Origin of the sequence: Paucihalobacter sp., from assembly GCF_036825875.1 — a bacterium.
GTDB lineage: Bacteria > Bacteroidota > Bacteroidia > Flavobacteriales > Flavobacteriaceae > Paucihalobacter.
The window spans coordinates 20,190-43,006 of the sequence record NZ_DAISXK010000004.1; the positions used below are offsets into that span (position 1 = coordinate 20,190).

The 22,817-nt window shown below is 37.9% G+C and carries 16 protein-coding genes; all 16 read right to left on the minus strand.

What is annotated here, in order from left to right:
- Nucleotides 1–60: 60 nt before the first annotated feature.
- The 16 genes from V7Z48_RS02070 to gltB all read right to left on the minus strand — a co-directional run bounded on the left by V7Z48_RS02070 (nucleotide 61) and on the right by gltB (nucleotide 22,724).
- Nucleotides 61–1,122, minus strand: coding sequence for a M20 family metallo-hydrolase (locus V7Z48_RS02070; RefSeq protein WP_334111729.1), 1,062 nt, complete (start codon nucleotides 1,120–1,122; stop codon nucleotides 61–63).
- On the minus strand, nucleotides 1,119–1,895 hold the full coding sequence (gene argB, locus V7Z48_RS02075; RefSeq protein WP_334111730.1) for an acetylglutamate kinase: 777 nt from the start codon (nucleotides 1,893–1,895) through the stop codon (nucleotides 1,119–1,121). Before argB ends, V7Z48_RS02070 begins: the two co-directional genes overlap by 4 nt.
- Nucleotide 1,896: 1 nt before the next feature.
- Nucleotides 1,897–2,832 (minus strand): acetylornithine carbamoyltransferase, encoded by a 936-nt coding sequence (locus V7Z48_RS02080; protein ID WP_334111731.1) that lies wholly within the window; start codon nucleotides 2,830–2,832, stop codon nucleotides 1,897–1,899.
- Between the two features lie 27 nt (nucleotides 2,833–2,859).
- Entirely contained in the window at nucleotides 2,860–3,996 is a 1,137-nt protein-coding gene (locus tag V7Z48_RS02085; protein WP_334111732.1) for an aspartate aminotransferase family protein, read from the minus strand.
- Nucleotides 3,993–4,793 carry a pyrroline-5-carboxylate reductase gene (gene proC, locus V7Z48_RS02090; protein WP_334111733.1) on the minus strand — a complete coding sequence of 267 codons (801 nt, stop codon included), beginning with the start codon at nucleotides 4,791–4,793 and terminating at the stop codon, nucleotides 3,993–3,995. The genes V7Z48_RS02085 and proC overlap by 4 nt, the downstream gene beginning before the upstream one ends.
- Before the next feature lie 111 nt (nucleotides 4,794–4,904).
- Complete coding sequence (gene argC / locus V7Z48_RS02095; protein ID WP_334111734.1) at nucleotides 4,905–5,882, minus strand: N-acetyl-gamma-glutamyl-phosphate reductase; 978 nt, start codon at nucleotides 5,880–5,882, stop codon at nucleotides 4,905–4,907.
- Complete coding sequence (locus tag V7Z48_RS02100) at nucleotides 5,879–7,063, minus strand: argininosuccinate synthase (RefSeq protein WP_334111735.1); 1,185 nt, start codon at nucleotides 7,061–7,063, stop codon at nucleotides 5,879–5,881. The genes argC and V7Z48_RS02100 overlap by 4 nt, the downstream gene beginning before the upstream one ends.
- Complete coding sequence (locus tag V7Z48_RS02105; protein ID WP_334111736.1) at nucleotides 7,060–7,683, minus strand: GNAT family N-acetyltransferase; 624 nt, start codon at nucleotides 7,681–7,683, stop codon at nucleotides 7,060–7,062. Before V7Z48_RS02105 ends, V7Z48_RS02100 begins: the two co-directional genes overlap by 4 nt.
- Before the next feature lie 352 nt (nucleotides 7,684–8,035).
- The gene (locus V7Z48_RS02110) at nucleotides 8,036–9,628 is read right to left on the minus strand and encodes an NADP-dependent glyceraldehyde-3-phosphate dehydrogenase (protein WP_334111737.1); all 1,593 of its coding nucleotides are present in this window, start codon (nucleotides 9,626–9,628) and stop codon (nucleotides 8,036–8,038) included.
- A gap of 74 nt (nucleotides 9,629–9,702) precedes the next feature.
- A complete protein-coding gene (ilvA, locus tag V7Z48_RS02115; protein WP_334111738.1) occupies nucleotides 9,703–10,968 on the minus strand; it encodes a threonine ammonia-lyase in 1,266 nt (421 codons plus the stop codon).
- Nucleotides 10,968–12,470, minus strand: coding sequence for a ketol-acid reductoisomerase (gene ilvC / locus V7Z48_RS02120; protein ID WP_334111739.1), 1,503 nt, complete (start codon nucleotides 12,468–12,470; stop codon nucleotides 10,968–10,970). Before ilvC ends, ilvA begins: the two co-directional genes overlap by 1 nt.
- 12 nt (nucleotides 12,471–12,482) lie before the next feature.
- Nucleotides 12,483–13,010, minus strand: coding sequence for an acetolactate synthase small subunit (gene ilvN / locus V7Z48_RS02125; protein ID WP_334111740.1), 528 nt, complete (start codon nucleotides 13,008–13,010; stop codon nucleotides 12,483–12,485).
- Between the two features lies 1 nt (nucleotide 13,011).
- Nucleotides 13,012–14,748 (minus strand): biosynthetic-type acetolactate synthase large subunit, encoded by a 1,737-nt coding sequence (gene ilvB, locus V7Z48_RS02130; RefSeq protein ID WP_334111741.1) that lies wholly within the window; start codon nucleotides 14,746–14,748, stop codon nucleotides 13,012–13,014.
- 72 nt (nucleotides 14,749–14,820) lie between these two features.
- On the minus strand, nucleotides 14,821–16,497 hold the full coding sequence (gene ilvD / locus V7Z48_RS02135) for a dihydroxy-acid dehydratase (RefSeq protein WP_334111742.1): 1,677 nt from the start codon (nucleotides 16,495–16,497) through the stop codon (nucleotides 14,821–14,823).
- Between the two features lie 250 nt (nucleotides 16,498–16,747).
- Nucleotides 16,748–18,214, minus strand: a complete 1,467-nt coding sequence (locus V7Z48_RS02140; protein ID WP_334111743.1) for a glutamate synthase subunit beta — start codon at nucleotides 18,212–18,214, stop codon at nucleotides 16,748–16,750.
- A gap of 4 nt (nucleotides 18,215–18,218) precedes the next feature.
- A complete protein-coding gene (gltB, locus tag V7Z48_RS02145) occupies nucleotides 18,219–22,724 on the minus strand; it encodes a glutamate synthase large subunit (protein WP_334111744.1) in 4,506 nt (1,501 codons plus the stop codon).
- Between the last annotated feature and the right edge of the window lie 93 nt (nucleotides 22,725–22,817).

Genomic DNA, 22,817 nt, shown 5'->3' on the forward strand with positions numbered 1-22,817 from the left:
GCATTTCATATTCATTTCTACGAAAGCAGAAATCTCAGCCCCCATTTTTTAGTTAATTATTTACAACACCTTTTCTAACAATTCAATATAAATTTGAATGCCTTCTTCAATTTCATTAATATATATAAATTCATCTGCGGTATGCGACCGCGTGCTATCACCAGGACCGAGTTTTAAAGACGGACAAGTGAGCACTGCTTGATCGGATAAGGTTGGTGAACCGTAAGTGGTTCTGCCTATGGCGATGCCCGCTTTTACCAATTCGTGATTTAGCGGTATTGACGATGAATTTAATCTCAGACTTCGCGCATGAATGCTTGTGCAAGGCGCATTCTTTTTCAAAATAGCTTCAATTTCAGAATTCGTGTATTTGTCATTTACTCTCACATCAATCACCAAATCTACTTCGGCTGGTATGGCGTTATGCTGTTTACCGGCATTTATTTGAGTTACTGTCATTTTTACTTCGCCCAAAACTTGTGACTTTCGTTCAAATTTATAATTTTGAAACCATTGTAATACAGCTACGGTATTATAAATCGCATTATCGTTATTTGGATGCGCCGCATGGCTTGGAGTACCTTTTACCTTGGCATCAAAAACCACTAAGCCTTTTTCCGCCACAGCTAACTGCATTAAAGTGGGTTCACCTATTATGGCCACATCAATTTTTGGTACAATATCAAGCATACTGTTTAGACCATTGTGTCCGCTACTTTCTTCCTCAGCAGAAGCCACTAAAACCAGATTATATTTCAAGTTTTTTCTAGAGTAAAAATACGCAAAGGTGGCCATTAACGATACCAAGCAACCACCAGCGTCATTACTTCCTAATCCGAATAATTTACCATCCTCAATAATGGCCTTAAATGGATCTTTGGTATAGCCATTATTTGGTTTTACGGTGTCGTGATGCGAGTTTAACAGCAAGCTTGGCTTGGCTTCATCGAAAAATTTATTAGTGGCCCAAACATTGTTTTTCTGACGTTTAAACGGAATATCCTGAAGCCGAAACCACGCTTCGATATGAATTGCGGTTTGCTCCTCTTCCGATGAAAATGACGGTGTTTCTATCAATTGCTTTAGCAAGTCAATTGCTTGCGTTGTGAGTCGTTCTATCATTTTGTAATACTTGTAAAATTTGCGTCGGGGCGAAATAACATTTCAGGTTTACCAATGCAGACTTTGTTTACATTTTGTTGAATGGCGTGCATACAATTTTTAATTTTTGGCAACATGCCATCAGCGATAACTTTATCCTGAATTAATTGCTGAACGTTCGTAGCGTTGATGTTTTTTATAACTGAAAGTTTGTCATTTATATCTTTTAACACTCCATTTTTCTCAAAACAGTAGTACAATTCGGTTTGGTAGATTTTAGCGAAAGCTATGGCCAGTTCCGAAGCAATGGTGTCGGCATTCGTGTTTAATAATTGTCCTTTTTCATTATGGGTAATGGCACAAAACACTGGCGTTATAGTGTTACTTATTAGCAATTCTAAAACTGCCGTATTCACCTTTACTATATCGCCCACAAAACCGAAATTTGTAGGTTCTATTGGTCTTTTTTCAGAAATAATGGTATTGCCATCCGCACCTGAAAATCCGATAGCATTGCATTGATTTGCCTGAAGTTGCGCTACTATTGTTTTATTGATTTTACCGGCATACACCATAACTGCTATATCTAAAGTATCGCTGTCTGTAACACGTCTTCCATCTATCATTTGCACTTTAACACCCATTTTTTGAGCTAGGTTGGTTGCCAGTTTTCCACCACCATGCACCAATAGTTTTGGACCTTGAAGTTTTGAAAATTGCTTTAAAAAACTATACAATGCTTGATCGTCATCAATGATGTTTCCACCTATTTTTACGATTTTCAATACTTGCATATTACTGACGCTCTAAGATTTTCTTTAATACAATTTGTGCTGCATAGGTTCTATTGTTGGCTTGTGACATTACCACCGAATTATCACCATCTAAAACGGCATCTTCAACCACTACATTACGCCTTACCGGTAAACAATGCATGAATTTTGATGCGCCTAATTTGGTTTGCGTCATCATCCATTTCGGATCTTGATTTAAAATTTTGCCGTAGTCATTATAATTGCTCCAGTTTTTCACATAAACAAAATCGGCATCTTTTAAAGCATCGGTTTGGTTATAATTTATTGGGGTGTTTTTAGTGATTTCTGGATTTAATTCATAGCCTTTTGGATGTGTGATACAGAAATCAACTTCCATAAATTGCATCATTTCTACAAAAGAATTGGCTACCGCCTGAGGCAAAGCTTTGGGATGTGGTGCCCAGGACAACACAACTTTCGGTTTTGGCTTGTTACTTAATTCTGTGATGGTGATTGCATCGGCCAAAGCTTGTAATGGATGTGCCGTGGCGCTTTCCATGTTAATAATGGGCACTGTGGCGTATTTCAGAAAACTGTTCAAGACAAATTCTGATTCGTCTTTTTGCTTATCTGTTAAACTCGGAAACGCACGTACCGCAATGATATCGGCATATTGCGAAATGACACGTGCTGCCTCTTTAATATGTTCGGAAGTGTTTGCATTCATGATCACGCCATCTTCAAATTCTAATTGCCAAGCATCATTCACATTTAACACCATGACTTCCATACCTAGATTTTTCGCAGCCTTTTCGGTACTTAATCGTGTGCGTAAACTGGCATTGAAAAATAACATGACCAGCGTTTTGTGTTTTCCTAAAGTTGAATATTCAAAAGGATTCATTTTTAATAAAATAGCTTCCTTAATGGTTTCTGCTAGGTTTGAAATGTCTTTTATCTTGGTATAGTGATTCATACTTTTAATGATATACGGCTATGTTGTTTATTGTAACTTATTCAGTTCTATAGTTAAACCTTCAAAAAAGATATCGATGTGTTTTTTTTGAATGGTTAAGGGTGGTAAAATTCTAATTAAATTAGGATTTTTTGCGCTTCCGGTAAATATGTGTTGATTGTATAATAGGTTTTTTCTTAAGATTGCCACCGGAAAATCAAACTCCAAACCTAGCATCAATCCGCGACCTTTGATGGCTTTCAATTTTGAAACCTTTTGTGCCTTTTCAATAAAGTAACTTGACATTTCAATGGCATTTTGCATTAGGTTTTCTTCTTTTAAAACTTCTAACACTGTAAGTGCCGCTGCACATGCCAAATGATTGCCACCAAAGGTTGTTCCTAACAAACCATAACTTGCTTTTATGTTCGGATGAATTAAAATTCCACCAACAGGAAATCCATTGCCCATACCTTTCGCAATTGAAATAATGTCGGGTTTTAAATCATGTTTTTCAAACGCGAAAAAATCGCCTGTCCTTCCAAAACCAGACTGCACCTCATCAGCAATAAAAATGGTATTGTGTGCTTTACACAACATTTCAAGTCCTTTGTAAAAAGCCGAACTACTCTGATCCAAACCTCCAACGCCTTGGATACATTCGATAATCACAGCACAGGTTTCATTCTTTTTAAGAATGATTTCAACAGCCTCTAAGTTGCCTAATTCTACAAAATCGACTGCCTGTTGTGCGTTTAATGGCGCTACAATTTTCGGGTCGTGTGTAGCAGCTACTGCCGCAGAAGTACGACCGTGAAACGAATTATGAAAGGCTAAAATTCTATGTTTTTGGTTGTGAAATGAAGCAAGTTTTAAAGCATTTTCATTTGCTTCAGCGCCAGAGCTACATAAAAATAACTGGTAGTTTTTGGAAGCTGAAAGCTTGCTGAGTTGATCAGCCAATTCTGATTGTAAAGGATTTTGAATGGCATTGCTATAAAAGCCGAGTTTCGCAACTTGATTGCTAATGGCCGCCACATATTTTGGATGCGAATGCCCAACGGAAATCACCGCATGTCCGCCGTACAAATCTAAATATGCTGTTTCATTTTCATCGTAAACATATACATCCTTTGCATGAACAGGCTTAATATCAAACAACGGATACACATCAAATAAGCTCATATTTGTTCCTTTTTTATATTGCTAATTTTATTAAACGACGCCACCATGCCTTGAATAAGCGATGAACTTAGACCTTTGTGCTCCATTTCGTTTAGACCTTCAATGGTACAACCTTTTGGCGTGGTAACGGCGTCTATTTCTTCTTCCGGATGTTTACCATTGGTAATCAGTAAACTCGCGGCCCCTTGACACGTGTGCATGGCCAATTCTTGGGCATCATTAGCATCAAAACCCAACTGAATAGCCGCTTGCGTAGTTGCTCGGATGAGTCGCATCCAAAACGCAATACCACTAGCACAAACAACAGTAGCTGCCTGCATTTGTGTTTCTGGAATTATCATGGAATGACCCAACCTGTTAAAAATAGCTTGGGCAATTTTTATGCGTTTTTCACCTTTGGTATTGCTACACAAACAAGTCATAGATTTCCCAACCGCAATTGCCGTATTGGGCATTGCACGAATGATAAACTGATCAACCCCAATTATGGATTCAATTTTTTGAATCACAAAACCAGTAACCGTAGAAATTATTACATGATTTTCGTTTAAAAAGGGTGAAATTTCTTTTAAAATAGTCTCTAAATGGGCAGGTTGAACGGCAAGAATCAAGATATCCGAATGTTTTACAGCTTCAATATTATTTGAAGTAAGGGTGACATTTTTATAACCTTCAAATTCTTGTATGGCGTTTAAATTCCGTTTGGTTAAATGCAAAGCGGTAATCGCATTATTGGTTATCAAACCTTTAGCAATGGATTTCCCAAGATTTCCAGTTCCTATAATGGCTATTTTCATCTGTTAATATTTACTGTTTTTAAGTGGTCAGATGGAACGCCCTAATATAATCATACTCCTGTGTGTCAATATTTTTCATGGGCGTTTCATTTTGTTAGTTTATTCATCAAATTAAAAATAATTGGCCTTGAGTTTTAATCCTGTACTTTCTTCAAAGCCAAACATTAAGTTCATATTTTGAATAGCTTGCCCAGAAGCACCTTTAAGCAAATTATCAATAATGCTCGTTATCAGTATTTTATCTTTATATTTTTGTACATGCAGTAAGCATTTGTTGGTATTCACTACCTGTTTTAAATGAATTTCTTCGTCGGAAACAATGGTAAATATGGCATCTTTATAGAAATCCTTAAATAGCGTGGTTGCACTTTCGGCAGGACCTTCATACTTGGTATAAAGCGACGCAAAAATGCCTCTGGAAAAATTGCCTCTATTCGGAATAAAACTGATTTCGGGAAAAAAATTACTGTTTAATTGATTGACTGTTTGCTGAATTTCATCCAGATGCTGATGGTTAAATACTTTATACGAAGAATAATTATTATCTCTCCATGTAAAATGTGTAGTTTCAGACAGCGCAGTTCCGGCTCCTGTTGCACCTGTCACGGCATTTATATGAATCTCATCTTTTAATAATTGAGCTACCGCTATAGGCAACAATGCCAATTGAATTGCTGTCGCAAAGCATCCTGGATTGGCAATGTAATCGGCATTTTTTATTACTGATTTTTGCAATTCTGGCAAACCATAAACAAATCTTTTTCTTTTAAAATTTTGGTCCTTTTCCAACCTGAAATCATTACTTAAATCGATAATTTTTGTCTGACTTGAAAATTGGTGTGCTTCTAAAAAAGCTTTTGAATTTCCGTGACCTAAACATAAAAACAAGACATCAACCTCAGGGTTAACGACACTTGAAAATTTGAGTGCTGAATCCCCTACCAAATCTTGATGAATGTCACTTATTTTATTACCTGCGTTGGATGTGCTATAAATAAAATTAAGATTTACCTCAGGGTGATTGAGCAACAGTCGAATCAATTCACCTGCTGTGTAACCTGCACCACCAATGATTCCTGCTTGTATCATGATTTAGAGTTTACTTGTTGGTAAATTTTATTCTGATTACCCACTATTTTTATAAAACCTTTGGCTTCCTCGGCAGTCCAACCTTTGTTTTCTTCGCCATAGCTGCCAAACTTGGCATTCATTAAATCGTGTTTAGAATCAATGCCATCTAAAGAAAAATGATACGGTTTTAAAGTAATGGTTACATCACCTGAAACCGTTTCCTGACTACTTTGTAAAAAAGCCTCGATATTTCGCATTACTGGGTCTAAATACTGACCTTCATGAAGGTGCATTCCGTAGAAACTGGCTAAATACTCCTTATGCTGAAGTTGCCATTTGGTAAGGGTGTGTTTTTCTAATAAATGGTGCGCCTTTATTGTTATCAAAGCCGCTGGAGCTTCAAAACCAACACGACCTTTAATACCAACAATCGTATCGCCTACGTGAATATCTCTACCAATTGCGTAGGCTGAGGCCATTTCATTAAGCAGCTCAATGTTTTTTTCTGGTGCATTTTGATTATGGTTTATGCCCACTAATTCACCTTTTTCAAAACTTAAAATTACTTTCTCCTCACCTTCTTTTTGGAGCTGGGATGGATAAGCAGCATCAGGCAACGGATTCTGGGACGTTAAGGTTTCAGAGCCACCAACGCTGGTACCCCAAAGCCCCTTGTTGATGGAGTATTTTGCCTTATCCCAAGCCATATCCACATTATTGGCTTTTAAATACTCAATTTCTTCTTGTCTTGTGAGCTTTTGGTCTCTGATTGGTGTGATAATTTCAATATTTGGCGCTAAGGTTTGAAAAATCATATCGAAACGCACTTGGTCGTTTCCTGCACCAGTACTGCCGTGAGCGATGTATTGAGCATTGATACTTTTGGCGTATTCAACAATTTCAATGGCTTGAATGATGCGCTCAGCACTGACCGATAATGGATAGGTATTATTTTTTAAAACATTACCAAAAATGAGATACTTAATAACTTTTTGATAATATGAATTAATGGCATTGATATTTTGATAGGTACTGACACCCATTTTATAAGCCTTGCTTTCAATGTTTTTTATTTCTTCTGAAGAAAATCCTCCCGTGTTCACGCTCACTGCATGAACTTCATAGCCAACTTTTGAAAGACTTACCGCACAGTACGAAGTGTCTAATCCACCACTATAAGCTAATACTAGTTTGTTCATTTTTTATCTTTTTTTAAAAAAATAGATTGCTTGATATTTTTTAATCGGGTCCAAACTTTAGAATCAAACTCACGTTTTTCAGACTTTAATTCCTGTTTAGCGCTCGGATTGTAAAGCATACCTGTACACAGACACATTTTTTGTTCAGTACGTTGTAATACATCGTAATTTTTACAGGTTTGGCAGCCATTCCAAAAAGATTGGTCAGTCGTTAACTCCGAAAAAGTTACGGGTTTGTAGCCCAAGTCGCTATTCATTTTCATCACCGCTAATCCTGTTGTGATACTAAATATTTTGGCATCGGGAAATTTTTGTCTGGAATGATCAAAAACCAGTTGCTTGATTTGTTTTGCAAGACCCAAATTTCTATAATCGGGGTGTACAATTAAACCAGAATTGGCTACGAATTTGCCATGACCCCATTTTTCAATATAACAAAAGCCTGCAAACTTTTCGCCGTCTAAGGCAATAACCGCATTGCCATTTTCCATTTTGGTAATGATGTATTCAGGTTCGCGCTTGGCTATTCCTGTGCCTCTAACTTTTGCAGCTTCGGCTATAGTTTGACAAATAATGTCGGCATAGATACTATGCGATTTATCAGCAATAACAATTTTCATTGTAATTGGTTTAAATTATTAAATAAAAGGTTTAGTTTTTCTTGAAGCAGAACCGGACGCACCTTAGTTCTAAAATAGAAGTACACCCTTAAGGGCGACGACTTAAGACAGGACGCAATGAATTCCTACTGCTACTTAAAGTAACAATTGTAGTGAAACTGTATATATTGGAAATTGCTTTCAATTGCTCGTAAAATCTGAGTAAAACTAAAAATTAATTTGAAATTTACAACTTAACAACGGTAGTAAGTTGTAAATTTTATCATATTATAATTTTTGAACCTTTTTATTAAGAATTATTCAAGTTAATTTATTTTTTCTAAAATTTCTCTTACAATATACCAATTATGAATTAAAGAATATAATCTGTGCTGACAAAATTAGACCCTTTAGACGCTAATAACTCCTTCAAAATTTCATTGTTATAGCTATTATCTTTTGAAGCCACAAATGTTCTAATTGAAAAGGAACGCAAAGCATCATGTACACTTAATGTTCCAACTGCTGAATCTTTTCTACCAGTAAATGGATACACATCTGGACCTCTTTGGCAAGAGCTATTAAGATTTACTCTACAAACTAAGTTTACCAAAGTATCAATTAAAGGAGATAAGGTTTTTACATCCTTACCGAACAAACTTACTTGCTGTCCATAATTAGAGGCTGCCATATCGTCTAAAGGCTCATCAATATCTGAGAATGAAAGCACTGGAATCACAGGTCCAAATTGTTCTTCTTGAAAAACGCGCATGTCTTTAGTAACTGGATATAATACCGCTGGAAAAATATAATTCTCGGTGGTTTCACCACCTTTTTCATTGATAATTTTGGCTCCTTTTGATAAGGCATCATCAATTAATTCTTGAATATACGCTGGTTTTCCTGGCTCAGGAAGCGGTGTTAATTTAGCACCATCATCCCAAGGATTCCCGAACTTAAGAGCATCTACCTTGGCTGAAAAGCGTTTGTTGAATTCTTCAATAATATCTTCATGAACGTATAATACTTTTAAAGCCGTACAGCGTTGTCCGTTAAAAGAAGTGGTGCCTGCGATGCACTCGTCGATGGCCAAATCTAAATCGGCATCTTTTAATACAATCGCCGGATTTTTCGCTTCTAATCCCAAAACCAATCGCAGTCTATTTTGTCTTGGGTGCTCGTTTTGCAAGGCATTGGCCGATGTACTGTTACCTATTAGTGCCAACACATCTATCCTACCAGATTGCATGATGGGCGTTGCCACCACCCGACCGCGACCGTAAATAATATTAACCACGCCAGCTGGGAAGCTACTTCTAAAAGCCTCTAACAATGGCGACAGCAGTAAAACACCATGTTTGGCTGGTTTAAAGATAGCGGTATTCCCCATGATGATTGCTGGAATTAACAAAGCAAAAGTTTCATTTAAAGGATAATTATAAGGTCCTAAACACAAAACAACACCCAATGGTCCGCGTCGGATGTGCGCATAAACACCATCGTGTTTCTTGAAATTGGCCGAATCACGATCTAATTGTTTGTAATCTTCAATGGTGTCATAAATGTATTCTACAGTTCTGTCGAACTCCTTTTCAGAGTCAGGTAAATTTTTACCAATTTCCCACATCAAAAGTTTAACGACTTCGTCTCTTTTGGTTTTCATTTGTGTTACAAACTTTTCCATGCAGGCAATTCTATCCACAACCTTCATTGTTGGCCACTCACCTTGACCTTTATCGTAAGCCGTGCAAGCTGCTTCTAAGGCCTCAATGGCTTCTTTTTCAGTAAGCGACGGAATACTTCCTAATAATGTAGGTTGGTATTTTTCTGTGGAAGAAATAGACGAGAACACCTCAACTTGCTCTCCTTTCCAAGGCACCAATTTACCAGCGACTAAATAGCTGTTTTGATGGGTTAATGACTTAATTTGAAATTTTTCGGGAATGTTTTTAAATACAGTTTTCATAGAATTTTTTTAGCAATTTCTTTTCACTAAAGATAGAAAGAATTAAAATAAAATAGCTCGGATGATAAATTAACTTACACAAGAAACTGAAACAAATCAGGTTTATCGTTAAGATAGTCGCCGTAAAAATTGTGGAGTTTCATTTTGGTAATGAGCGGTTGTAAATCATCTGAAGTCTTTAATTCCAAGCCTACCACGGCAGCACCATTTTCACGATTGGTTTTCTTGGTATATTGAAAATATGTGATGTCGTCATTCGGACCAAGAATTTCAACCACAAATTCTCGCAAAGCGCCAGCACGTTGTGGAAACTTTATAATAAAATAGTGTTTTAAATTGGCGTACAATAGGGCACGTTCTTTAATTTCAGCTGTTCTAGTAATATCGTTATTACTGCCGCTTACTACGCACACTACATTTTTACCTTTAATTTCTTCTGCGTATTGTTCTAAAGCAGCAATGCTCAAAACACCCGCTGGTTCGGCAACGATGGCTTCTTTATTGTAAAGATCCAAAATGGTTTGACAAATTTTACCTTCATCAACTGTAAGCATATCGTGTAGATTATGTTTACAAATAGCAAAATTCAAATCGCCTACACGTTTTACTGCTGCACCATCTACAAAGTTGTCTATATGTCGCAACTCAGTATTTCTATTATTCTGAATGGATGTTTGCATTGAAGGTGCGCCTTTAGGTTCTACACCTATAATTTTCGTCAGTGGAGAAAGTTCCTTAAAAACGGTTGAAAGTCCTGCTGAAAGTCCACCACCACCAACTGGAACAAACACATAATGAATGGGATGTTGTTTTGCTTGGTCAATAATTTCTAATCCTACTGTTGCCTGACCTTCTATTACCTTTTCGTCATTAAACGGATGGATGAATGTCTTGCTTAACTTCTGAGCGTGAATTTTTGAAGCGTGATAAGCATCATCAAAGCTATCGCCCGTTAAAACAACATCAATATAATCTTCACCAAACATTTTAACCTGTTCAATTTTTTGATTAGGTGTTGGCGCGGGCATAAAAATAGTGCCTTTTATTTTCAGCAGTTTACAGGACAAAGCCACACCTTGTGCGTGATTTCCAGCACTGGCGCAAACAATACCGTTATCAATTTCGGCACTAGAAAGCGACGACATTTTATTATAAGCACCTCTAATTTTATAAGAACGCACTTGCTGCAAATCTTCTCGTTTAAAAAATATATTGTTCTCAAACAGATTTGAATAGTTCAGGTTTTTCATTAGCGGTGTAACGGAAGCTATGCCGTCTAATTTTCGAGCAGCAGCATCAACCGCTAGTAGTGTGGGAAAGTATGTAGTTTTTACTTCCATTAAGCGAGTACAGATGATTTGGTTTTTGCTTCAGACTTTATCACTTTCATAGCAGTCATGGCAGCTCGAAGTCGCTTTCCTACCGTTTCAATAGGATGGTTTCTGATGGCTTGATTTACGGCAATAATTTCAACATTGTCTACCGCATTTGAAGTTGAAAAAGGCTTGCCAATTACAGAGGTATCCACCTCTTTCATAAAATCAGCCAGCAAGGGTTTACAAGCATGGTCGAATAAATAACAACCATATTCGGCTGTGTCTGAAATGACTCTATTCATCTCAAAAAGTTTTTTTCTCGCGATGGTGTTGGCAATTAAAGGTAATTCGTGCAGCGACTCATAATATGCTGAATCTTCAATAATACCAGCACTTACCATCGTTTCGAAGGCGAGTTCAACGCCCGATTTAACAAAGGCTACCAATAAAACCCCATGGTCAAAATATTCCTGTTCAGAAATATGATTACTCGTTAAGGCAGTTTTTTCAAAAGCGGTTTCACCTGTTTCGGCGCGCCATTTTAATAGATTTTTATCGTCATTCGCCCAATCTTCCATCATGGTTTTTGAGAAATGACCTGAGATAATATCGTCCATATGTTTTTCAAATAAAGGACGCATTATGGTTTTTAGCTCTTCAGATAATTCAAAAGCCTTAATTTTTGCAGGATTCGATAAGCGGTCCATCATGTTTGTAATGCCACCATGTTTTAATGCTTCGGTGATGGTTTCCCAACCAAATTGAATTAATTTGGCAGCGTAACCGGGTTCTATACCTTCTTCAATCATCTTGTCGAACGACAAAATAGCGCCAGTTTGCAAAAGCCCGCATAATATGGTTTGCTCGCCCATTAAATCGCTTTTAACCTCAGCAATAAATGATGATTCCAGAACACCAGCTCTATGGCCACCAGTAGCAACCGCATAGGCTTTTGCTTGTGCCCAGCCTTTTTGTTCTGGGTCGTTTTCTGGGTGAACTGCGATTAAAGTTGGCACTCCAAAACCGCGTTTGTACTCTTCACGTACTTCGGTTCCTGGACATTTTGGTGCTACCATAATTACAGTGATATCTTCTCTAATTTTAGTGCCTTCTTCCACAATATTAAAGCCATGAGAATAGCTTAGGGTTGCGCCTCTTTTCATCAAAGGCATTACGGATTTCACCACATTTGTATGTTGTTTATCGGGTGTTAAATTCAACACCAGATCAGCTGTTGGAATCAATTCCTCATACGTTCCAACGGTAAATCCATTAGACGAAGCGTTTTTATAAGAATCTCGCTGTTCATCAATCGCAACTTGCCTTAAGGCATAAGAAATATCTAAACCAGAATCTCTCATGTTTAGGCCCTGATTTAAACCTTGAGCACCGCAACCGATAATCACTATTTTTTTTCCTTTTAATATATTGATGCCATCTTCAAATTCTGAGGCCTTCATAAAACGGCATTTTCCTAATTGTTCTAATTGTTTTCTTAATGGTAATGTGTTGAAATAATTTTCCATTTTGTTTTGTTTTTAATGTTGCAAGGCTTTGAGCATTGTTGATATTTTCATTTCGTCTTTGGTTACTGCAATGCGACCCGAACGTGTAAATTGCATAATTCCAAATACACTTAATTCGCGATGCAGTAAATCAATTTCATCCTTTCTTCCTGATTTTTCAATAACAAAAAAATCACGGTTCACTGTTACAATTCTTGCGCTACTTTCTTTAATTATGTTCTGAATTTGACGCTCTTCAAACAGCAAATCTGATTTAATTTTAAACAAGCAAGATTCCTGATAAATAGTTTCATCTTCGGGATGATAAAACGCCTTGATGACCTCTACTTGCTTATCTATTTGTCCGATTATTTTTTTCATGCGCTCTTCGGTAAGCCATACCATAATCGTCCACTTCGACACATTTTCTATCTCTGAGGTTGAAATATTGATGCTTTCAACGTTGATATGTCTGCGTTGAAAAATGGCCGAAATTCGGTTTAATAAACCGATGTTATTTTCGGAATAAATAGTAACTGTATATAATTTTTGTTCATTCATATTATCCTAATCGTATATCTGAAACACTTGCTCCAGTTGGTATCATGGGGAATACATTATCTTCCTTTTCAACAAGAACTTCTAAAAAGTAAGGGCCATCACATTGCATCATTTCCTTAACTGCGGTAGCTAAATCTTCGCGCTTTGTTACTTTTTGAGCTTCTATTTGATAGCCTTTTGCAATGGCTACAAAATCTGGATTTACCATTTCGGTTGAAGCATAGCGTCTTTCAAAAAACAACTGCTGCCACTGGCGCACCATTCCTAAAAATTCATTGTTTAAAACCACAATTTTAACCGGTACACGTTGCTGGAATATGGTGCCTAATTCTTGTATGGTCATTTGGTAACCGCCATCGCCAATAATGGCAACCACATCGCGTTCTGGTGCTGCCATTTTTGCCCCTATGGCTGCAGGAAGCGCAAATCCCATAGTTCCTAAGCCGCCAGAGGTAATATTACTTTTTGTGATGTTAAAATTCGCGTAACGACAAGCAATCATTTGGTGCTGACCTACATCGCTTACGATGGCTGCATTTCCATTTGTTTGTTGATTGATTTCCTTTAAAACTTCACCCATAGTCAAACCTTCTTTGGTTGGATGCAGATCGTTTTTAATGACTTCTTCGTATTCTATTTTATATAAATCCTTAAACTTTTGAACCCATTCATGATGACTATTCTCAGAAAGCAATGGTAACAATTTTGTTAAGCTTTGTTTGGCATCACCTAACACAGCAACATCGGTTTTTACATTTTTATCGACTTCTGCCGGATCAATTTCAAAGTGAATAATCTTAGCTTGTTTGGCATAAGTTTGAAGATTTCCTGTGACACGATCGTCAAAACGCATTCCGATGGCAATGAGCACATCACATTCGTTGGTCAACACATTTGGTGCGTAATTACCGTGCATACCAACCATGCCAACGTTCAAAGGGTGTGCGGTTGGAATGGCCGATGCCCCTAAAATTGTCCAAGCAGCTGGAATTCCAGTCTTTTCTATAACCGATTTTAGAATATTTTCAGCTTGACCTAAGATGATACCTTGACCCCAAATAATAAAAGGTTTTTTAGCATTGTTGATTAAATCTGCAGCAGCATTTACAGTCTTTTCATCCGTATCAGGCACAGGTTTATAACTTCTTACTGAAGTACATTTTTTATATTGAAAATCGAATTGTTCAAACTGTGCATCTTTAGTTATATCTATCAATACTGGTCCTGGTCTGCCACTTTTAGCAATGTAGAATGCCTTTGCTAGGACTTCTGGAATTTCAGAAGCTTTGGTGATTTGGTGGTTCCATTTGGTAACTGGTGTTGAAATACCAACAATATCTGTTTCTTGAAAGGCATCGCTTCCCAACAAGTGCGAACCGACTTGCCCCGTGATACATACCAAAGGTGTAGAATCTATTTGGGCATCTGCAATTCCTGTAATAAGATTGGTAGCACCTGGACCAGAAGTCGCTATGGCAACACCAACTTTTCCTGAAATTCTAGCATAACCTTGTGCAGCATGCGCAGCACATTGTTCGTGACGTGTGAGCACATGTTGAATCTTGTCTTGATATTTGTATAATTCATCATATACAGGCATGATGGCTCCGCCCGGATAGCCATATAAAATCTCAACACCTTCAGCTAGTAAGCATTTAATAATAGCCTCACTACCTGAGATGCGTTCCGTTTTATTTAAAACAGCTATGTTATTTTCTAAAGTTTGTACTTCTTTCATCTTTTTCAACCTTTTTATTATGAACCATTTCGATTGTCAAATTGTTTTTTGCCAATTGTTGACTATTTGATTCTAAAATTCATCCGTGACACAGCCTTTTGATGCCGATAACACAGTTCTTGCATATTTATATAAAACACCGCGCTTGAATTTTAATTCTGGTGCCTTCCATTGCTGCTTTCTAAGTTTTAATTCTTCATCAGAAACTTCTAGTTGAATGGTATTAGTTTCTGCATTGATAGTGATATAATCACCATCCTTAACTAAGGCTATTGTGCCACCTTCTTGGGCTTCAGGTGTTATATGACCTACTACAAATCCGTGTGTGCCACCTGAAAATCTTCCATCAGTAATCAAGGCAACTTCGTTACCTAAACCAGCACCCATAATTGCTGCCGTAGGTTTAAGCATCTCTGGCATACCCGGACCACCTTTTGGACCTTCATATCGAATGACCACCACATTGCCTTTTTCTACTTTGCCGTCTCGAATACCATCATTGGCTTCGTATTCGCTTTCAAAGACTTTAGCCTTACCTCTAAATTGCAAACCCTCTTTACCCGTAATTTTGGCGACGCTGCCCTCTTCGGCTAGGTTTCCGAATAACATTCGTAGATGACCACTCATTTTGATTGGGTTTTCAATTGGTTTAATCACCTCTTGACCATCGGTTAAATCTTGAACATCTAGTAGATTTTCAGCTATGGTTTTTCCTGTTACTGTTAAACAATCACCGTGAATTAAACCTTTTTTCAATAGATATTTTAATACCGCTGGAATCCCACCTACTGCATGTACGTCTTCCATCAAGTACTTTCCGCTCGGTTTTAAATCGGCTAAGAATGGCGTGTTATCACTAATGGTTTGAAAATCTTTAAGTGTAAATTCTATTTGAGCCGCTCTGGCAATAGCCAAAAAGTGTAATACCGCATTGGTTGAACCACCTAGGATTGTCACCAATCTTACAGCGTTTTCAAGAGATTTTCTAGTAATAATATCAGATGGTTTAATATCCTTTTCTAGTAAAACTCTTAAAGCTTCACCGGCTTTTACGGATTCTTGCTTTTTTGCATCACTTAAGGCTGGATTTGAGGAGTTGAATGGTAAGGTCATACCCAAAGCTTCTATTGCCGAAGCCATGGTATTTGCAGTGTACATGCCACCACAAGCACCTGCGCCAGGACAAGCTTTTTCAACAATACTTTGGTATTCTGTTTCGGACATGGTACCAGCAACTTTACTTCCCCAAGCTTCAAAGGCGGAAACAACATCTAGTTTTTTTCCGTTGTGGCAACCAGAATCAATTGTGCCACCATACACCAAAATACTTGGTCTGTTTAAGCGAATCATCGCCATTAAAGCACCTGGCATATTTTTGTCGCAACCTACCACGGTAATCAAACCATCGTAACTCATGGCTTGAACCACAGTTTCCATAGAATCTGCTATGATATCTCTAGATGGCAAGGAATAGCGCATGCCAGGAGTTCCCATTGAAATGCCATCGCTTACGCCTATAGTGTTGAAAATCAAACCAACTATATCTTCGTTTTTTGTGCCTTCTTTTACCAGTTTGGCCAAATCGTTGAGATGCATATTGCACGGATTTCCTTCGTAACCTGTACTGGCTATGCCTATAATAGGTTTGTAAAAATCTTCTTTGGATAATCCTATGGCGTGCAGCATGGCTTGCGCTGCGGGTTGTGTTGGGTCTTGAGTTACTGTTTTGCTGTATTTATTTAATTCCATTCTTGGATTTTGGATTTTCAACTTCGAAATTATAATTTATGTTGCGCATTAAATTACTAATCGGCGTGACTCTGTTAAATTCAATTCAAGAATTACGCTTCTATATATCTATTTTACAGTACTTTAAATTGATTTTAATGGTATACTCAAGAGATGTAAAAAGACTGATATTTTTATAAAAAAAATCCACTTTTCGCTTCTCACTAAAGAATTGAAAAATGGATTTCACAACCAATAAAAAACTTATCTTTTATATTCTTGGCAAATCGCCTTCTTCTTTTACAGGTAAATTTGAGTGTCCCATTAAGTAGGCATCTAAATGATGGGCTGCTTCTCTGCCTTCGGAAATTGCCCACACAATAAGTGACTGTCCGCGGCGCATGTCGCCAGCTGCAAATACACCTTTAACGTTGGTAGCGTAGTTTGCAGTGCTCGCTTTTATGTTTGTTCTAAAATCCATTTCGATACCGAATTGCTCCGCTAGGGTTTTTTCGGCACCGGTAAAACCTAATGCTAATAATACCAGATCGCAATCCCATTGCTTTTCAGTGTTGGGTAATTCCTTAAGTTCTGGCCGTTTACCTTCTTCAAAAATCCATTCTACCTCAACCGTTTTTAACCCAATTAAATTGCCGTTCTTATCGCCTATAAATTCTTTAGTTGAAATACTAAAAAACCGCTCAACACCTTCTTGATGTGAAGAAGTTGTTTTAAGCTTCATTGGCCAATACGGCCAAGGTTGGTTTGCTGGTCTACCTGTTGTTGGTTTGCTTAAAATTTCAAAATTAACCACTGATTTGGCGCCATGACGGTTACTTGTTCCAATACAATCTGAACCTGTATCGCCACCGCCAATTACAATCACATTTTTGTCTTTTGCTGAAATCACCGCTTCAAAATCAATTAACCCATCTACATATTGGTTATTCAATTTTAAAAAATCCATTGCCTGATGTACGCCTTTTAAATGATTGCCCTTAATTGGGATATTGCGTCGTACGGTTGAGCCGCCGCAAAGTAGGACTGCATCAAAATCGGCTTTGATAGTCTCAACACTTAAATTATGACCCACATGTGCGTTGGTTTTAAACTCAATTCCTTCGGCTTTCATGATATCTAAACGTCGGTCTATAACCTGCTTTTCCATTTTGAAATCGGGAATGCCATAGCGGAGTAAACCCCCAACTTTTTCATCGCGTTCAAAAACCGTTACCGAATGTCCAGCGCGGTTCAATTGTTGAGCTGCTGCTAATCCAGCTGGACCCGATCCAATAACTGCTACTTTTTTATCGGTTCTTGAAATTGGAGGATTTGGCTGGATCCAACCTTCTTTAAAGGCAGTTTCCACAATATTTTTTTCAATATTTTCTATAGAAACTGGATCTTCATTAATTCCCAAAACACAGGCTTCTTCGCATGGCGCAGGACATAATCGGCCTGTGAATTCCGGAAAATTGTTGGTAGCATGCAAAATTTCGGCGGCTTCCTTCCATCTTCCTTTGTAAACTTTATCATTAAAATCTGGAATGAGATTACCTAAGGGACAACCACTATGGCAAAACGGAATGCCGCAGTCCATACATCTTGCACCTTGTTCCTTCATCTTTTTCTCTTCCAAAGGAACCGTGAATTCTTTATAATTTTTAAGGCGTTTTTCGACCTTTATATAAGGTTCGTCAGCTCTTTCGTATTCTAAAAATCCTGTTATCTTTCCCATATTGTTAAACCTTAACTTTATTTTCTTCTTCCAATCTAGTTAATGCCAGTCTGTATTCCTCTGGTAAAACCTTGATAAATTTCGGTAACTCTGTTTGCCAGTTTTCGAGTAGTCTTTGCGCTAGCGGACTTAAAGTAGCGTTGTAATGATTTTCGACAAGGGTTTTAAGTTCTGTAATATCTTCCGAAATCACCACTGGCTCAAGATTAAGGCCTTCAATATTACATTGGGTTTCGAAGGTGCCTTTAGGATTATACACATAGGCAATTCCTCCGCTCATACCAGCCCCAAAATTTCGACCCACTTCTCCAAGAATTACAGCCCTACCCCCAGTCATATATTCACAACCATGGTCGCCAATACCTTCAACGACAGTGAGTGCACCAGAATTTCTAACACAGAAACGCTCACCAGCTTTACCATTAATATAACCTTCACCCGAAGTAGCGCCATAAAAAGCTACATTGCCAATAATGACATTATCTTCTGGAATTATGGTTGCTTCTTCAGGTACTTTTACAATTAGTTTTGCCCCTGACAAGCCTTTTCCTAGATAGTCGTTGGAGTTACCATTAATGGTCAAGGTTAGCCCTTTGGTAGCAAAAGCTCCAAAACTTTGACCTGCAGAACCTGTAAAATTGATTTTTAGGGTATTTTCCGGCAGGCCTTGCGAGCCGTAAATTTTAGAAATTTCATTACTTAAAATCGCTCCGAATGCTCTGTCTCTGTTGGTAATTTTAGATTCCAAAACAGTACGTTCTCTTCTGAATAAGGCTGGATGTGCTTTTCGTATAATATCAAAATCTAGGGCATTTTCTAAGTGATGATCCTGACTTTCTGTATTGTAGAATACCGTATGCTCTGGCACCTCAACTTGGTGCAGTATTGGCGATAAATCCAGACCTAAAGCTTTGTAATGTTTAATGGTTTTATTACGATTCAATTTTTTTACCTGACCAACCATCTCGTTCACGGTTCTAAAACCAAGTTGTGCCATGATTTCACGTAATTCCTGAGCTACGAAATACATAAAGTTTACCACATGTTCTGGTTTCCCTTGGAATTTTTTACGCAGTTCAGGATTTTGAGTAGCGATACCAACAGGGCAAGTATTTAAATGACAAACACGCATCATGATACAACCAGAAGCCACTAAAGGTGCTGTAGCAAATCCAAACTCCTCTGCGCCCAACAAACATGCAATAGCGACGTCGCGACCCGTTTTTAATTGACCGTCGCATTCCAAAACCACACGCGAACGCAGATTGTTCATTACTAGCGTTTGTTGTGCTTCGGCCAAACCAAGTTCCCATGGTAAGCCCGCATGTTTTAAGGATGTTAATGGCGACGCACCTGTTCCGCCATCATGACCTGAAATTAAAATAACATCGCCTTTTGCTTTGGCTACACCTGCGGCAACTGTACCAATACCAACTTCAGAAACAAGTTTTACATTAATTCTTGCAGTTCTATTGGCGGATTTTAAATCGTAAATCAATTGCGATAAATCTTCAATTGAATAAATATCATGGTGAGGTGGTGGTGAAATAAGACCTACATAAGGTGTTGAATTTCGTGTTTTGGCAATATCTGGATTCACTTTTGGACCAGGCAACTGTCCACCTTCACCAGGCTTCGCACCCTGTGCCATTTTAATTTGTATTTCGGAAGCATTGGTTAAATAATTTGAAGTGACCCCAAAACGTCCTGAGGCGACTTGTTTGATGGCGGAATTTTTCCAATCACCACTTGAATCCTTGTAATAGCGTTCTTCGTCTTCACCGCCTTCCCCAGAGTTACTTTTACCACCAATACGATTCATCGCAATTGCTAGATTTTCATGTGCCTCTTTGCTTATCGAACCGTAGGACATTGCGCCGGTTTTGAAACGTTTAACAATTTCTGTCCAAGGTTCCACTTCTTCAATTGGAATGGGGTCGTAGTTGGTAAACTCAAATAAGCCGCGAATGGTCATTAAATGTTTGGATTGTTCGTTTATCAAGTTTGAATATTCCTGAAAGGTTTTGTGTTTATTTCCGCGGACAGCCTCTTGTAATTTTGCAACCGTTAGAGGATTAAAGCTGTGCTTTTCACCATGTCGTCTCCATTTGTATTGTCCACCAAAATCCAAATTTAAATCGGCTTCAACAGCACCAGTCTTGTAGGCTTTTTTATGACGTTTGTAGATTTCTTTTTCTATCTCGCGTAAACCGATTCCTTGAATTCTTGTAACCGTATTCGGGAAATAATCATTTACAACTTTACTGTTTAGTCCAACGCATTCGAATAGTTGTGCACCACGATAGGAATTAAGCGTTGAAATACCGATTTTGTTCATCACTTTAAGAATTCCCATTCCTATGGCCTTGTTGTAATTTTTTATGGCAGTGAGATAATCAATACCTTCAATTTCTTGATGGATTACCTGTTCGTAAACAATTTCGTTTACGATATAAGGATTAATCGCACTGGCGCCGTAGCCAAAAAGCAGGGCGAAATGATGCACCTCACGCGGTTCGGCCGATTCAATAATAATACTCACCTTCGCGCGTTTGCCAATTTTATATAATTCATGATTGACATAAGAACAAGCCAATAGCACTGGAATAGGCGCCAATTTCTTATTCACGCCTCTATCGGATAAAATGATGATGTTTCCACCCTCATCGATCGCTTTAGATGCTTGCTTTACAATATTTTGGAGTGCAAATTCCAATTCATTTAAACCTTTGTCAACTTCATATAATAAAGGAATGGTCGTGACCACAAAATCAGGGTTGTCGGTGTAGTTTTTTATTTTATCCAGATCATGCTTGGAGATCACAGGGTTCTGGATTTTTAGCTTTCTACATTGATCTTCGTTAATCTTAAAGATATTGGTGTCGCTACCTAAGGTAAGACTGATATCGGTTATTAATTTTTCTCGGATACCATCTAAAGGTGGATTGGTTACTTGCGCAAACAATTGTTTGAAGTAATTGTAAATTAATTGCGGTTTTTCTGAAAGTACTGCAATAGGCGTGTCGTTACCCATAGAGCCGATGGGCTCTTTCCCGAGTTGTGCCATTGGACGAATGAGCGTACTTAGATCTTCTTCGGTGTAACCAAAAACAATTTGGCGTTTTGCTAGAGCGTCTTCTTTATGCTTTATAGGACCTTTTTTGGCGGGTATATTTGCCAGATGCACCAAATTTTTATCAAGCCATTTTTTGTAGGGATGTTTGGAAACGATATCCGTTTTAATTTCTTCATCGTTTATAATTCTGCCTTGATTCATATCAACCAAGAACATTTTTCCAGGTTCCAATCGTCCGTGTTGTTCAATATTTTTAGGATCGATATCTATCACACCAGTTTCCGACGACATGATCACGTAACCATCTTTTGTTACCGAATAGCGCGACGGTCGCAGACCATTTCTATCCAAAACAGCACCAATAAAATTCCCATCTGTAAAAGGAATTGATGCTGGTCCGTCCCAAGGTTCCATAATACAGGAATTATATTCGTAAAATGCACGCTTCGCTTCTGACATGTGTGGGTTTTTCTCCCAAGCTTCAGGCACTAGCATCATCATAACTTCGGGTAAGGATCGACCAGTCATTAAAAGTAACTCAACCATCATATCCATTTGTGCAGAATCGGATTTCCCAGGTAGTATAATAGGGAAAATACTTTTGATGTCATCACCAAACCAATCGCTTTCCATAAGCTCTTGTCTAGAAAGCACTCGAGACACATTACCACGCAGCGTATTGATTTCACCGTTGTGGCACATATAGCGAAATGGTTGTGCCAAATCCCAAGTCGGGAAAGTATTAGTTGAAAACCGTTGATGCACCAAAGCCAATCTTGTTACCAGTGAAGGATCTTGCAAGTCGGTGTAATACAATTTGATGTCTTCGGGAATCAACAAACCTTTATAGATAATGGTTTTTGTGGATAAGCTTGGTAAATAAAATCGACTGCTTTCTGATAATTTTGAATTGATAATATCGTGTTCAGCCTGTTTTCTGGCGGTGAATAATTTAAGATTGAATTCGAAATCTGATTGATTCTTTTCGCCTTTACCAATAAATACTTGCTTCACAAACGGTTCCGTTTCCGCAGCTATTTTACCTATAACTGAAGTATCGACTGGAACATCTCTATATCCTAAAACAATTAATCCTTGATTTTTAACATAGGACTCAAATTTATGAATGCAGTAAATACGCTGATTTTCTTTTTTAGGTAAAAACAGGTTACTCACTGCATATTGCCCAAATTTAGGCAAGGTGAATTTGCAGTTTTTGATGAAAAAATCGTGTGGAATATCTATTAAAATTCCAGCACCGTCACCCGTTTTACCATCGCTACTTACGGCGCCTCTATGTTCAAGTTTTTCAAGAATTTCAAGTGCTTTGTGTATAATGGCATTCGACTTATTGCCTTTCAAACTACAAATAAATCCAGCACCACAATTTTCGTGTTCAAATTCTGGTAAATAAAGTCCTTGTTTTTTTAACATATGCATTGAATTTTTAAGGATTAAAGACCCTTAGGGTATACTAATATAGGAGGATGGTTTAAATCAGCTTACATCGTAGGAACACTTTTCTCA

Excerpts from the sequence above, each read along its gene's own strand:
- V7Z48_RS02100 (WP_334111735.1), bottom strand. The coding sequence starts at position 7,063 with ATGAACAAACTAGTATTAGCTTATAGTGGTGGATTAGACACTTCGTAC.
- ilvC (WP_334111739.1), bottom strand. The coding sequence starts at position 12,470 with ATGGAAAATTATTTCAACACATTACCATTAAGAAAACAATTAGAACAA.
- ilvB (WP_334111741.1), bottom strand. The coding sequence starts at position 14,748 with ATGAAAGAAGTACAAACTTTAGAAAATAACATAGCTGTTTTAAATAAA.
- proC (WP_334111733.1), bottom strand. The coding sequence starts at position 4,793 with ATGAAAATAGCCATTATAGGAACTGGAAATCTTGGGAAATCCATTGCT.
- V7Z48_RS02110 (WP_334111737.1), bottom strand. The coding sequence starts at position 9,628 with ATGAAAACTGTATTTAAAAACATTCCCGAAAAATTTCAAATTAAGTCA.
- V7Z48_RS02070 (WP_334111729.1), bottom strand. The coding sequence starts at position 1,122 with ATGATAGAACGACTCACAACGCAAGCAATTGACTTGCTAAAGCAATTG.
- V7Z48_RS02085 (WP_334111732.1), bottom strand. The coding sequence starts at position 3,996 with ATGAGCTTATTTGATGTGTATCCGTTGTTTGATATTAAGCCTGTTCAT.
- argB (WP_334111730.1), bottom strand. The coding sequence starts at position 1,895 with ATGCAAGTATTGAAAATCGTAAAAATAGGTGGAAACATCATTGATGAC.
- ilvD (WP_334111742.1), bottom strand. The coding sequence starts at position 16,497 with ATGGAATTAAATAAATACAGCAAAACAGTAACTCAAGACCCAACACAA.
- gltB (WP_334111744.1), bottom strand. The coding sequence starts at position 22,724 with ATGTTAAAAAAACAAGGACTTTATTTACCAGAATTTGAACACGAAAAT.
- ilvN (WP_334111740.1), bottom strand. The coding sequence starts at position 13,010 with ATGAATGAACAAAAATTATATACAGTTACTATTTATTCCGAAAATAAC.
- argC (WP_334111734.1), bottom strand. The coding sequence starts at position 5,882 with ATGATACAAGCAGGAATCATTGGTGGTGCAGGTTACACAGCAGGTGAA.
- V7Z48_RS02080 (WP_334111731.1), bottom strand. The coding sequence starts at position 2,832 with ATGAATCACTATACCAAGATAAAAGACATTTCAAACCTAGCAGAAACC.
- V7Z48_RS02105 (WP_334111736.1), bottom strand. The coding sequence starts at position 7,683 with ATGAAAATTGTTATTGCTGATAAATCGCATAGTATCTATGCCGACATT.
- ilvA (WP_334111738.1), bottom strand. The coding sequence starts at position 10,968 with ATGGAAGTAAAAACTACATACTTTCCCACACTACTAGCGGTTGATGCT.
- V7Z48_RS02140 (WP_334111743.1), bottom strand. The coding sequence starts at position 18,214 with ATGGGAAAGATAACAGGATTTTTAGAATACGAAAGAGCTGACGAACCT.